Origin of the sequence: Acinetobacter sp. 102 (genome assembly GCF_037028485.1) — a bacterium.
Lineage (GTDB): Bacteria > Pseudomonadota > Gammaproteobacteria > Pseudomonadales > Moraxellaceae > Acinetobacter > Acinetobacter higginsii.
This window is the reverse complement of the sequence record NZ_JAZEZK010000001.1, coordinates 67,719-81,690: the sequence shown is the minus strand read 5'-3', so window position 1 is coordinate 81,690 and position 13,972 is coordinate 67,719. Positions and strand designations below refer to the sequence as shown.

The 13,972-nt window shown below is 44.4% G+C and carries 10 protein-coding genes and 3 tRNA genes; 5 read left to right on the top strand and 8 right to left on the bottom strand.

The features are described 5' to 3' along the window. The first annotated feature begins 6 nt into the window (after nt 1–6). Nucleotides 7–315 carry a hypothetical protein gene (locus WA352_RS00360; RefSeq protein ID WP_033134249.1) on the top strand — a complete coding sequence of 103 codons (309 nt, stop codon included), beginning with the start codon at nt 7–9 and terminating at the stop codon, nt 313–315. Nucleotides 316–317: 2 nt separating this feature from the next. Here WA352_RS00360 and WA352_RS00355 read toward each other — a convergent pair whose 3' ends face one another. Both WA352_RS00355 and WA352_RS00350 read right to left on the bottom strand, forming a co-directional pair. Continuing rightward, nucleotides 318–1,205, bottom strand: coding sequence for a DMT family transporter (locus WA352_RS00355; RefSeq protein ID WP_005201177.1), 888 nt, complete (start codon nt 1,203–1,205; stop codon nt 318–320). A 91-nt stretch (nt 1,206–1,296) separates the two neighbouring features. Beyond that, nucleotides 1,297–2,076 (bottom strand): AraC family transcriptional regulator, encoded by a 780-nt coding sequence (locus WA352_RS00350; protein WP_033134250.1) that lies wholly within the window; start codon nt 2,074–2,076, stop codon nt 1,297–1,299. Nucleotides 2,077–2,193: 117 nt separating this feature from the next. Here WA352_RS00350 and WA352_RS00345 point away from each other — a divergent pair, with 117 nt between their 5' ends. After that, on the top strand, nt 2,194–3,108 hold the full coding sequence (locus WA352_RS00345; RefSeq protein ID WP_033134251.1) for a DMT family transporter: 915 nt from the start codon (nt 2,194–2,196) through the stop codon (nt 3,106–3,108). Nucleotides 3,109–3,157: 49 nt separating this feature from the next. On the opposite strand, the gene WA352_RS00340 is transcribed toward WA352_RS00345, so the two are convergent. From WA352_RS00340 to rnr, 5 genes are all read right to left on the bottom strand, one after another. Next, nucleotides 3,158–3,613 (bottom strand): hypothetical protein, encoded by a 456-nt coding sequence (locus WA352_RS00340; protein WP_081400777.1) that lies wholly within the window; start codon nt 3,611–3,613, stop codon nt 3,158–3,160. A 10-nt stretch (nt 3,614–3,623) separates the two neighbouring features. Then, nucleotides 3,624–3,830 carry a YheV family putative metal-binding protein gene (locus WA352_RS00335; RefSeq protein WP_004657752.1) on the bottom strand — a complete coding sequence of 69 codons (207 nt, stop codon included), beginning with the start codon at nt 3,828–3,830 and terminating at the stop codon, nt 3,624–3,626. 38 nt (nt 3,831–3,868) lie between these two features. Next, on the bottom strand, nt 3,869–5,908 hold the full coding sequence (locus tag WA352_RS00330) for a M3 family metallopeptidase (protein WP_336140935.1): 2,040 nt from the start codon (nt 5,906–5,908) through the stop codon (nt 3,869–3,871). A gap of 69 nt (nt 5,909–5,977) precedes the next feature. Further along, a complete protein-coding gene (locus tag WA352_RS00325; protein WP_033134252.1) occupies nt 5,978–6,547 on the bottom strand; it encodes a hypothetical protein in 570 nt (189 codons plus the stop codon). 66 nt (nt 6,548–6,613) lie between these two features. Next, nucleotides 6,614–9,049, bottom strand: coding sequence for a ribonuclease R (gene rnr / locus WA352_RS00320; protein WP_033134253.1), 2,436 nt, complete (start codon nt 9,047–9,049; stop codon nt 6,614–6,616). Between the two features lie 260 nt (nt 9,050–9,309). Between rnr and WA352_RS00315 the strand changes: the two genes are divergently transcribed. The 3 genes from WA352_RS00315 (at nt 9,310) to WA352_RS00305 (ending at nt 9,610) form a co-directional block, all read left to right on the top strand. After that, nucleotides 9,310–9,399, top strand: a tRNA-Ser gene (locus tag WA352_RS00315). Between the two features lie 11 nt (nt 9,400–9,410). Continuing rightward, nucleotides 9,411–9,487 (top strand) — tRNA-Arg (locus WA352_RS00310). A 46-nt stretch (nt 9,488–9,533) separates the two neighbouring features. Further along, nucleotides 9,534–9,610: transfer RNA gene (locus tag WA352_RS00305), tRNA-Arg, on the top strand. A gap of 121 nt (nt 9,611–9,731) precedes the next feature. On the opposite strand, the gene WA352_RS00300 is transcribed toward WA352_RS00305, so the two are convergent. After that, entirely contained in the window at nt 9,732–13,952 is a 4,221-nt protein-coding gene (locus WA352_RS00300) for a beta strand repeat-containing protein (protein ID WP_336140932.1), read from the bottom strand. Nucleotides 13,953–13,972 lie beyond the last annotated feature (20 nt).

The following is a 13,972-nucleotide window of genomic DNA, read 5'->3' as shown; positions in this document are numbered from 1 at the left end:
GAATCCATGAAAGTATTGAGTCAGGCAGAGTATCAGGCAACTTTTTCCCCTCCTATGTTAGATGTCACGGAGAGTGCGGAGGAAATTGTAGATTTATGGGGCTATGCTGATCCTGTGATTGAACAGCTGTATCACTCCTGTACTGCATGGGAATGGTCTGTGAAACATATTTATGAAAGCGGAGACGGGCAATTCCAGCATCTTAATATTCCAGTGCCCTTAGATAACACCTATCTTGTTATCGTTGTCGATAAGCCAAAACGGGAAATTCTAGGTCATTATGTACTGGACTTGCACCCTTATCCAAAGCATTGAGCTTACAGTACTGACTTTTTTGACTTTGATCGTTTTATCAATGGACTACATAAAAAAATCGCTGAGAGAATAATGCAAAAACCAATCAAGCTATATAAATCAGGCACTTCATTCCACAGTAAAAAACCCCAAAGTCCTGCAAAAATAATTGCAATATAGTTGACGGGTGCAATCTGTCCAGCAGGGGCAAGACGGTAGGCATGCGACATAAAGATCTGGCTGACATTGGCCAGTACACCTGCACCGATCAAAAACAATAATTCCTGTAAATGATAAGGTCGCCATACCCAAAACATCGGAATCACTGAAAGCAAAGAACCAATAAAACAGAAATAGAACACGATCCGTTCAGGTGGCTCGGTTTGAGTCAGTGCGCGCACAGTGACAAAGGCCATTGAAGCCAACAGGCTAGAACTGATGCCAACGATTGAAATCCAGTTTAATAAACCTTGATCAGGCTTAGCCACACAGAACACTCCAATAAAGCCCAGTCCTGCGGCACAGAGCATCGCCGTGGTGATTTTTTCTTTAAGAAACAGCCAAGCAATCAATGGAATAAAAATGGGGGAAGAATAGGTAAACACCATGGCATTGGAGAGTTTTAAATGTGCAATGGCATAGAAAAAACCATACATGGCAGCAAGCCCAACAATACTACGCCAGGTATGCATCCACAGTTTTTCTGTTTTTACAAACTGGGTTCCTTGCTTGAAGATAAAAGGTAAAAACAGGATCAGGCCCACCACATTGCGGAAAAACACAATGGTATAGTTATCGACCGTATGTGAAGCGTAACGAATACAAATGCCCATCACAGAAAAAAGCAGCGCAGAAAGAGTAAGGCAACCAATCGCCATCATCAGGTTGCGATTGGTGGGTTGAGCATCCATAGCGATTCGGGTATTGGGAGATTGCGCTTATTTTATGCTGCTGTGAGGATGAAAGGAATGAGATTCTTCACTCAATCTATGCTCAGGACACTCAACTGAGTGTGTCAGAGAATTGTTTAAGATAGTCACTCGGTGTCATGCTGGTTTCACGTTTAAACATGGCACTAAAGGCACTGGGGCTGTCATAGCCCAAGTCTAAGGCCACATTTAAAACCGGTTTGTTCAGGGCTAAATCAATCATGGCCTGCATCAGTTTGGCTTGACGAACCCAATGGGAGAAATGCAGTCCAGTCTCTTTTTGAAAATGTCGCGCTAACGTTTTACTGCTGATATGCAGTTGTTCAGCTGTATCTTCCAGATTCCAGTTAAAGCTGAGATTGTCTTTGATTTGTTGACAAAGCTGTTGCAGGCGTGGGTTTTGAGGATCTGGCAAATTAAAGGCAAGGGCAGGTAATACCCGAACTTCGTCTAAGATCAATTGCAGCAGTCTTTCATCGCGACTTTCAGGCTGGATGGCTGTTTTGATCTGCATTGCACTACTCATCAGCTCCCGTAGTAAAGCAGGAATGGCAACAACCCGACATTCGGAAATCAGATGGGTTTGTGCTGGGGTTTCTATAAAAATCCCTCGGGCTTTGACATCACCGCTACTGAGTAAGGCATGCGGTTTATGTGCAGGAATCCACACGCCACGTCCAGGTGGGGTAATCCAGATCCCTTCGTGGGTTTGTACTCGAATCACACCTGATAGGGTATGAATCAGCTGAATTCGATCATGGCTATGCCAGTCCTCAATATGGCCATGGGGGTAGTTTTCTGAAAATGCATAGACTGGATAATCTACAAATCCATGTTCAAAGTTTTTCCCCATGTGTGCAATGTCCAAAAATAAGTTGTCTATTTCTCGATAGTAATCGTCTTATTGTCGAGAAACAATGAGTTGATTATTTTTTAGCATGATCGATACCGCAATGTTGAGGTCTAGCCTATGTTTCAGAAAGCTTATTTTTATCCCTTATTCGCGATTTTATTTTGGGCGGGCAATGTGGTGGTGTCTAAAATGGCCAGTCATGCCATTTCGCCTGTCGCGATTACGTTTTATCGTCTGGTGTTGGCGCTCGCCGTGATGAGTACCTTTGTGCTAATTCCCGTCTGGAACAATCGACACACCATCAAGCAGTATTGGAAACAGTTGGCATTGGGTGGTTTTCTGTCCGTGTCTCTATTCCAGTTCTTGTCTTATCAGGCTGCATCCACCACCACAGCCACCAATATGGCGATTGTCACCGCCTTGATTCCTTTACTGACCATGATCTTAAGTAGTGCGATGCTGAAAGACCGGCTGAGCTATGGCATGTTGTTCGGAGGCGCTTTATCTTTTTATGGCATCTTGTATTTGCTGAGCCATGGTTCAATTACCGATATCTGGAAGCAAGGCGTACATTTGGGTGATGGTTTGATGCTCATTGCGGCAGCAGGCTATGCCTTATATGGTGTGTTACTGAAACGTTGGAAAATGCCAATCCCTGCCTGGCAATCGAATTTTGTGCAATCCTGTTTTGCAATTGTTTATGTCTTGCCATTTTTTATATTTTTGCCCGCTTCGCAGATGCAACTGAACCAACAGACCATTCCACTGATTGTCTACGCCAGTATTTTTTCCTCAGTATTGTTGTCATATTTATGGATAGAAGGGGTGAGACATTTAGGGCCAAACCGTAATAGTATTTTTATGAATCTATTGCCTTTATTTACGGCATTGATTGCGGTGGCTTTGCTGGGCGAGCATTTACAACTGTTCCACTATATTGGCGGTGGTTTAACCTTGCTGGGGATTTTGATTGCTCAAACCCTTCAGAAACCAATTCAACTAAGATCAGCGTCCAAACAGGTTCTGGATTAAAGATGCTGGCAATAAAAAAGCTTTAACCGAGGTTAAAGCTTTTTAAAGTTTAAGAATGATTTTGAGCTGCAATCTGGGCTTCTAAAAGTTTGATTTGATCTTCTTTGAGCTTGAGCAAAGTATCCACATCGCTATTCTGCTGTTTCAAATCATGTTGCTGGTCTTGCAGTTGTTGATGAATATCATCCAGTTTGGCAATTTCTTCTTTTGCCAAACTGTCATTTACAGGGAGTGGCGCTTTTACAATCGATTCTTCAACCAATTGGATCGGTGCAGCGACATCACTGCTCGCCGTTGTTACTTCATCAACGGTTGCGGTTGCTTCAGTTGCTACTGGGGCAACGGTTTTTTCAGCCACAGGCTGAGTCGGTGCGGATGTTGTGGCTTGCTGATCTTTTTGAGCTAAGAACCATTGGACCGCAAGGAACAGCACCACGACAATACTAATTCCACCAATTATCATCCATAATAATTTGGAATTTTCTGTTTGGTATGTGGACATCACTTTTAACCTTCTAGTCAAAATGACGAGGTTTGAATTGTATCACCCCAATTTCATCTGGCTCAGCGGGTTGCGCTTGTTCCACATGGGTTGGGCGTTTTTCGCTATAAGCACACTCGATACATTCAATCCACTCGTCATCCACAGTGATGATCTTAACGACACGATCTAAGGCCCCACATTTCGGGCATTTTGCGCCCGCGATGAACTGTCTTTTCATGTCAGTTAATTACACCCTGTGAACAATAATGACGTAGTTTAAGCGGTTTTATCGGTGTTCGTCCAACCTTGATGACGTAATAATGCATCTATTTTTGGTTCTCTTTTTCGGAAATTGCGAAACGCATCAAGCGCTGTATCTTTTCCGCCAACTGCTAGAATAAACTTTCTAAACTCTTTTCCAGTCTCGGTATTAAAAATACCTTCGCTTTCGAAACGGTCAAATGCATCACTGGCTAAAACCTCTGCCCATTTATACGAGTAATAACCTGCAGCATAACCGCCTGCAAAAATGTGGCTGAAGCTGTGTTGAAAACGGTTATAAGGAACTGCTGGAACCACGGCAAATTTATCGCGAATATCATCCAGCGTGGCCTGAATTTGCTGACTGTTTAAGGCAGGTGCTTGACGGTGAATGCTCAGGTCAAACAGGGCAAACTCAATCTGACGCAAGGTTTGCATACCAGACTGGAAGAAACGTGCATTCAACAATGCAGAGAGTAATTCTTGCGGCAAGGTTTGTTTGGTTTCAGTGTGCTCGCTGAGTACATCTAAACTTTCATTGTCCCATGCCCAGAACTCCATAAACTGACTTGGTAATTCAACTGCATCCCACGCCACACCGTGTGTCCCCGCAACCGAGATGTTATCCACTTCGGTGAGCATATGATGTAAGCCATGACCAAACTCATGGAATAACGTAATCACTTCATCATGGGTCAGCTGCGCAGGTTGATCGCCAATTGGTGGGGTGAAGTTACATACCATGTAGCAAATTGGTTTTTGCAGGCCATTGGCTGTTTGAACACGAGAACGGAAACCGCTCATCCATGCACCGCCGCGTTTGCCGTTACGGGCATATAAATCAAAATAGAAACCACCGACTACTTGGCCTTGATCTTCAATTTCAAAATAACGCACATCATTCTGCCACACAGGAGCCTGACGTTCGATGATCTGGATCCCGTAAAGGCGTTGTACGATCTGGAATAAACCTTGAACCACTTTCGGTGCAGGGAAATACGGTTTTAATGCTTCTTGAGAAAGATTGAACTGTTGTTGTTTCAGCTTTTCAGAATAGTAGGTTGCATCCCAAGGTTTGAGTTCATCAATACCCTCTTGTTGTGCAATCGCTTTCAGTTCTGCAATTTCAGCCAGTGCTGGGGTACGGGCATGTTCTGCCAGATCAACCAAGAATTGATTTACGGTTTCAACATCAGGTGCCATTTTGCTGGCAAGGGAATATTCGGCAAAGTTGTTAAAGCCAAGCAACTGAGCCATTTCCTGACGTAAGCTCAGGATTTCCTCCATCACTGGAGTGTTGTCAAATTCAGTTTGGTCGGATTGTTCTGAGGCACGGGTGACATAGGCTTTATACAGTTCTTCTCTTAATTCACGATTATCGGCATAGGTCATAATCGCAAAATAAGCAGGGAAGTCGAGTGTGGCAACGGCTTGCTCAAGCTCTCGTTGTTGTCCGTATTGTTTTAACAGTTCAACACTGCTTTGCGGTAAGCCTTTAAGTTGCGCTTCTGTTAGCGGCTTGAAGTAGGCTTGGGTGGCATCGAGTACATGGTTAGAGAAGTCAGAAGACAGCTGTGATAAACGTGCTGAGATTTCGGCATAACGTTTTTTGGCTTCACCTTCCAGTGCAACACCTGACAGTTTGAAATCACGTAAAGCCAGTTTAATCGCACTTTGTTGTGCTTCGTTCAGCGTTTGAAATACGGCACTGTCATGGATCTGTTGATAGGTTTGGTACAGCGGCGTATGTTGACCAAGCTGGGTATAGTACTCACTTAAACTCGGTAACAGGGCTTGATACACTTCACGGGTTTCCGCATTGTTCATCACAGCATTGAGATGCGACAAAATTCCCCATGCTTCACTCATGTTATTTTCAAGTTGATCAACTTCAGTCAATGTTGCCAGTTGGGCTTCAGAGCCCTGCGGAACTTCATTGAGTTGATTTAAGAAATTTTGACCGTTTTGAATGGTTTGTTCGATCTGTTGTTTTAAATCGGCAAGTTGAATTTGATCAAATTGAGGAACAGGAAGTGTTGCTTGCTGGAGTGTCATTGTATTTTTGCCATATTCATCTTTAAACATAGTTATAGATGTAGGGCTTCGGAGGGGAGAAATCAAGTGTCATTGTGCTTGATCTCTTATACTTAAATTAATTTTCTCTAAAGTTTTATTAATTTCATTCAGCCGATCATTGGTATCGCCTGTAGTTGAAGGCAATGCTTCAAGCTCTCTAATATCTATAATTGAGATATCTGTATGTTTTGATTTCCATAAATTTAGAGGATGTTTGTATAGATAAGAAACTTCAAAAATGATAATTTCACTATTTAAAGCTTCTTTGAGTCCTCCAAACTGTCCCCAATCATAAATATAACTATAATTTGGAGGAAAGACTCTTACGCCATGTTTAAAAATCCCATTTTCGAATATTTCTTTTTTATCTTGTAATTTAGAGATCCCAAAAGCTCGACGGGGGATTGGTTGATTACTAGAAAATATTACATTCTCAGCTATACCATTACCAATATTCTTTACATTGAGCTGGATAACAGATGCTTTTCCATAATGAGGTGTTGCAAAAACTATGATTTGAGGTTTTTGGTTCGATTTAAATACCGCATAAGTAACCAAAAGAGCTAAAAGAGAAATAGTGATAGTTAAAACAGCATTTAAATCTAATAATAAGTTCATTGGAATTAATTCTCTTATAATTATAGGAGTTAATAAGAGAGCCGAAGCTCTCTTATTTTGTAAAAATTACTCAGCCTTTGCTTTCGCGTTAGACTTTTTCTTTTTCACTTTTTTCTTGGCCTTGTCTTTGCTTTCAGGCTTGGCAGACGCTTTTTTTGCAGGCTTCTTGGTATAAGAACTTGGTTTGTTCTTGTCCTTTTTCTTGCGTACAGGCTTTTCACCATCTTCACTGACTTTGGATTGAGTAGAGGGCTGTTTGCCAAATACTTCTTCAGTTGTTGAAGCACGATTCGAGCTAGACGGATTCGCAGTACGTGGTGCTTTCTGACGAATTACACGGCCCAAATGGGTAAGTTGTTGAACCAACTGAAAGTCAATTTTACGTTCTTCCAAGTTCACAGCCGCAACTTGAATCTTCACTTCATCACCGAGACTAAAGGATTGTCCACGATTTTGACCGACTAAGCTTTGGCTCGCCTGATCATAAATGAAGAAGTCATCACCTAACTGACTAACATGAATCATGCCATCGACATAGAGGTCTTTCAGAGTCACGAATAGTCCAAACTCAGTGACTGCACTGATAACCCCGACAAACTCATCACCAATATGCTGTTGCATATAATGGCATTTCAACCACATGGTGACGCTACGTGATGCTTCATCAGCACGACGTTCTGTCTTGGAGAAATGCTCACCCGCATCATCTAAGGCTGCACCTGACAGTGGATACACTTTTTTGTCTAAATACGCTTTGATTGCACGGTGTAATAATAAGTCTGGATAACGACGAATAGGTGATGTGAAGTGGGTATAGGCTTCATAAGCAAGACCATAATGTCCTGCATTCTTCGCGCCATAGTAGGCTTGCATCATCGAACGTAACAACACCGCATGAATGCTTGGTGCATCTAAACGATCTTTGGTCGCTTCAATGACGGCTTGATAATCTGCTTGAGTTGGCTGTTCAGGGAATGGCAGACCAAGCAATTTCACAAAGTCACGCACTTTCTGAATACGTGAAAACTCTGGTGCTTCATGCACACGATACAACATCGGAATATCATGCTCTAAAGCATATTCTGCCGCAGCAACGTTGGCCAGCAACATACATTCTTCAATCAGTTTATGCGCATCGTTACGGCTACGCGGTAAGATTTCTTTGATCCCGCCTAACTCGTCAAAGGTCATATAGGTTTCAATGGTTTCAAATTCCATTGCATGACGTTCAGCGCGTAAGCCTTTTAGTGTTTGATAAAGCTGGAAGAGTGTATTGAGTGACTTATGAATGCTCTTATCTTCAGGAATCGCATTGGTTGCACCCTCAAAATATTGTCCCACTTGGGTATAAGTCAGACGAGCTTTGGAATGCATCACCGCAGGGTAGAACTCATATCCTGTGACTTTACCTGCACGAGACAGTTTTAAATCACAGACCATACATAAACGGTCAACATGTGGATTTAAAGAACACAAGCCATTTGATAACGCTTCTGGAAGCATAGGCAATACAAAGTGCGGGAAATAAACCGATGTACCACGTTCTTCTGCTTCTTCATTTAATGGAGAGTCTAAACGCACATAGTGGCTAACATCGGCAATAGCAACAACAACACGATAACCACCACCCGCACGTTTTTCTGCAAATACGGCATCGTCAAAGTCGCGTGCATCTTCACCATCAATAGTAACTAATGGTAGATCACGTAGATCAACACGCCCTTTAAGATCTTTTGCGGATGGTTCTTTAAAGCTTTCTGCTTCTTTCACCACAGCTTCTGGAAATTCGTAAGGCAGACCAAATTCTAGAATCGTTTGTGGAATGATGATTTCAGTATCTGCTTTATCCGCCATTGATTGAACGATATGGCCTGTCGCCAGTTCTTCGCGTGTTGGATAGTCATCAATTGCAACACGGAGCATATCACCAACTTTAGCATTGGCATGCTCAATCAATTCTTTTTCTAAAGTAATAGGTTGATGCTGGTTTGGATTGGCTGGTTGAATGAAGTATTCACCTTCATGCTCAGACAATTTACCAATAATTTGTTTAACGCGGTGTTGTACTACTTCGCTAATAAAGCCACAAGGCTTACCTTTACGATCAACGGAGGTCTGACGCACTTTAACGCGGTCGCCATTAAAAACTAGGCGAAGTTCACGTTCAGGTAAAAGGATATCATCCTGACCTGCAATATTGGCAGTACCTAGACCTTTACTATTGATATAGACCGTTGCTTCATGAGTTGGTAGATCAGTTGCAGGTTGGTATTTAAAACCATCCTTCATAAGTTGCCCATCACGTACCATGGCACTTAAACGGTGATTCAATGCATCAATACTTTTTTGATCTGGGATATTAAAGTGGTCAACCAGCTCTGCATGGGACTGTGCAGTTTGTAATTGTTCTAGTGTAGTTAGAATAAGAGTTCGGCTAGGAATAGGATTATCGTAACGTTGCGCTTCTGCTTTTGCTTCGGGATCGGCCCAATTTTTAGTCATATCGTTTCAATTCACATCTGGCAGATCGGTTTAGCATAAGTCATTCAAACTCTAACTGCACGTCAAAGATTGCAAGATTCTGTTTATTGCTCCGATCTGAATAAAGGAGAGAACGCTATATTAACAAGCGTTGAACCAAAAAATGCTGAAAAAATGTGGAAATTGATTAAAAAACATTTGATTGAACTTAAAAAGTAGAAAAAAACAGGAACATCCCTTGTGTAATGTGGTTTTAGTTTGTATTATTGCGCTCGTGTTACGGTGAGATGGGTGAGTGGCTGAAACCACATCCCTGCTAAGGATGCGTACGGGTAACTGTACCGAGGGTTCGAATCCCTCTCTCACCGCCACTTTACTTAAAGCGCTCATAGCTCAGCTGGATAGAGCACTTGGCTACGAACTAAGGGGTCGGGAGTTCGAATCTCTCTGAGCGCACCAAGTAAAGATTTAAAGTAACACATGCCTAAATAGGCACATAAGTAATGCGCTCATAGCTCAGCTGGATAGAGCACTTGGCTACGAACTAAGGGGTCGGGAGTTCGAATCTCTCTGAGCGCACCAACTTAATAAAAGAAACCGCTTAATTGCGGTTTTTTTGTGTCTGATTTTTTTGATCGAATATGAATTAAATAATAAATATAAAAAAAGCCGCTGAGATCAGCGGCTTTTTAGTTAATCTATTTTAGAAATGATTCACTGAACTGAATAGATGATCTGTAAGACTGCTGAGTGGCGATTGAAGAGATACAAGATCTGTTAAAGAACCACCATTTGGATTTGGTTCGCCAACAGCGATGCCAGAAGTGACGGTTCCAGTCAATGCATCTAAAATTCCGTCTACACTGCCATGAAGACTGTAATCTCCATTTCCAACACTGACGCTGATAAGGTTATTGATGCTCTCTAATGAACCATCGCTGAATAGGGTACTGACATGATCTTGTAATGTGTCTACTGCAATGTTGCCATTGCTAATGACAGTTTGAATCGGTTGAGCAATTCCTGCAATAACGTCTCCGCTATTTGCACCATTATTAATGGTTCCAAGAATATCTGTAATCACACTTAGACCACCTTCACCACCAATACCGCCAGTAATGCCACCGATAATGCCAGTAACTGCGCCTAAAGGACCACCTTCACCACCGATACCGCCAGTAATGCCACCGATAATGCCAGTAACTGCGCCTAAAGGACCACCTTCACCACCGATACCGCCAGTGATTCCACCGATAATCCCAGAGATTGAGCCTAAAGGACCACCTTCGCCACCACCGATGCCGCCAGTAATACCACCAAGGATGTCAGAGATTGAGCCCAAAGGACTGCCTTCACCGCCACCGATACCGCCAGTGATGCCACCGATGATGCCAGTGATCGCGCCAAGAGGACCACCTTCGCCACCACCAATACCGCCAGTAATACCACCAAGGATGTCAGAGATTGAACCTAAAGGACCGCCTTCACCACCGCCAATACCGCCAGTGATACCACCAATGATGCCTGTGATTGTGCCAAGAGGACCACCTTCACCACCACCGATACCACCAGTCACACCGCCGATGAGGCCACCAACATCAGTGAGGTCACCAGCAATATGCTGAACCAGACCAGAAGCAGTTGAACCGTTGGTAATTAATGTACCGACTACACCAGTCAGTGAACCCGCAGCACCACCAATATCCGCACCTGCTAAATCAGAAATAGCTTCTAAAGTACCGTTTACTGTATCACGAGAAGTTTCAAAGGTGAGGGTACCTAAATTGGTGAGATCTGTGACTGGATGAACGCCCGGAAGAACACCGCTAATTGCGCCACCTACTGTAGTAATCCCTGTGTTGATAATATCTGTTTTTAGGCTTTCAACACCTTGAAGCACATCGATACCTGTTTGGATGACGCCTGTGACAGGGTTATTGCCAAGATCACCGCCAGTAATGCCACCAATGATGCCAGTGATCGCACCAAGAGGGCCACCTTCACCACCACCGATACCGCCAGTAATGCCGCCGATGATACCTGTAATTGCGCCAAGAGGACCACCTTCACCACCACCGATACCGCCAGTAATGCCGCCAATGATGCCAGTGATTGCACCAAGAGGACCGCCTTCACCGCCACCAATTCCACCAGTCACACCGCCGATGAGGCCACCAACATCAGTGAGGTCACCAGCAATATGCTGAACCAGACCAGAAGCAGTTGAACCGTTGCTAATTAATGTACCGACTACACCTGTGAGAGAACCCGCAGCACCACCGATATCCGCACCTGCTAAATCAGAAATAGCTTCTAAAGTACCGTTTACGGTATCGCGCGAAGTTTCAAAGGTGAGGGTACCTAAATTGGTGAGATCTGTGACTGGATGAACGCCCGGAAGAACACCGCTAATTGCACCACCTACCGTAGAGATGCCTGTGTTGATAATATCTGTTTTTAGGCTTTCAACGCCTTGAAGCACATCGATACCTGTTTGGATGACACCTGTGACAGGGTTATTGCCAAGATCACCACCAGTAATCCCACCGATGATGCCAGTGATTGCACCAAGAGGACCGCCTTCGCCACCGCCGATACCACCAGTAATCCCACCGATGATGCCAGTGATCGCGCCAAGAGGGCCACCTTCGCCACCGCCGATACCGCCAGTAATGCCGCCGATGATACCTGTGATTGCACCAAGAGGGCCACCTTCACCACCGCCAATTCCACCAGTCACACCGCCGATGAGACCACCAACATCAGTGAGGTCACCAGCAATATGCTGAACCAGACCAGAAGCAGTTGAACCGTTGGTAATTAATGTACCGACTACACCAGTCAGTGAACCCGCAGCACCACCAATATCCGCACCTGCTAAATCAGAAATAGCTTCTAAAGTACCGTTTACTGTATCACGAGAAGTTTCAAAGGTGAGGGTACCTAAATTGGTGAGATCTGTGACTGGATGAACGCCCGGAAGAACACCGCTAATTGCGCCACCTACTGTAGTAATCCCTGTGTTGATAATATCTGTTTTTAGGCTTTCAACACCTTGAAGCACATCGATACCTGTTTGGATGACGCCTGTGACAGGGTTATTGCCAAGATCACCGCCAGTAATGCCACCAATGATGCCAGTGATCGCACCAAGAGGGCCACCTTCACCACCACCGATACCGCCAGTAATGCCGCCGATGATACCTGTAATTGCGCCAAGAGGACCACCTTCACCACCACCGATACCGCCAGTAATGCCGCCAATGATGCCAGTGATTGCACCAAGAGGACCGCCTTCACCGCCACCAATTCCACCAGTCACACCGCCGATGAGGCCACCAACATCAGTGAGGTCACCAGCAATATGCTGAACCAGACCAGAAGCAGTTGAACCGTTGGTAATTAATGTACCGACTACACCAGTCAGTGAACCCGCAGCACCACCAATATCCGCACCTGCTAAATCAGAAATAGCTTCTAAAGTACCGTTTACTGTATCACGAGAAGTTTCAAAGGTGAGGGTACCTAAATTGGTGAGATCTGTGACTGGATGAACGCCCGGAAGAACACCGCTAATTGCGCCACCTACTGTAGTAATCCCTGTGTTGATAATATCTGTTTTTAGGCTTTCAACACCTTGAAGCACATCGATACCTGTTTGGATGACACCTGTGACAGGGTTATTGCCAAGATCACCACCAGTAATCCCACCGATGATGCCCGTGATTGCGCCAAGAGGACCGCCTTCACCACCGCCAATACCGCCAGTAATTCCGCCGATGATGCCAGTAATCGCACCAAGAGGGCCACCTTCACCACCACCGATACCACCAGTAATCCCTCCGATGATGCCTGTGATAGAACCTAATGGACCTGTGCTACCAATGTTGGTTACATCCCCTATAATATGTTGAACCAGACCTGATGCAGTAGACCCATTATTCACCAGTGTACCAATGACACCTGTTGCAGAACCAATTGCCCCGCCAATATCTGCACCAGCAAGGTGGGAGACGGTTTCTAGTGTACCGTTTACCGTATCGCGAGAAGTTTCAAAAGTGAGGGTACCCAGATTTGCTAGGTCTCCAATTGGGTGTTCAGATTGATGCACTGCACTAATGACCGTGCCAGCAACAGTATTAATTCCTGTATTGATGATATCGGTTTTTAAACTCTCAAGCCCTTGAAGGACATCAATACCACTTTGAACAATACCTGTGACTGGGTTGTTCGCTAGGTCACCACCAGTGATGCCGCCAATGATTCCAGTCACTGCACCAAGTGGACCGCCTTCACCTCCACCGGTGATACCGCCAATGATTCCCGTGACTGCACCAAGTGGGCCGCCCTCAGTTCCACCGGTGATACCGCCAATGATTCCAGTTACCGCACCAAGTGGACCACCATTTGCTCCACCCGTAATACCACCGATAATTCCTGTGACTGTACCAAGTGGGCCGCCCTCAGTTCCACCGGTAATACCGCCAATGATTCCAGTCACTGCACCAAGTGGACCACCATTTGTTCCACCCGTAATACCACCAATAATGCTTGTGACTGAACCAAGCGGACCACCCTCGGTTCCGCCTGTAATTCCTCCAAGAATGCCTGTTACTGCACCAAGTGGATTACCACTTGCCCCGCCAGTAACACCGCCTAAAATATTTGTGACTGTAGAAATTGGGCTACTACTACCTGTTACATTTCCCAGAACGCTAGTAATTGAACTTATAGGATTGTTGGCTGCTCCACCTGTAAGATTGCTTACCGTGTGAGTTACGGTATTTGTTGAAACGATATTTGTAATTGTAGACAAGGACAAAGGAGCAAGGATTGAACCGCCAACGTGTGATGTAGGTGTACTACTATCAACTAAGCTTGAAGTAATACTTTTAATGGGTGACAAAAGACTTTTGAAAAGCATAACGATACCTATATTTTTAA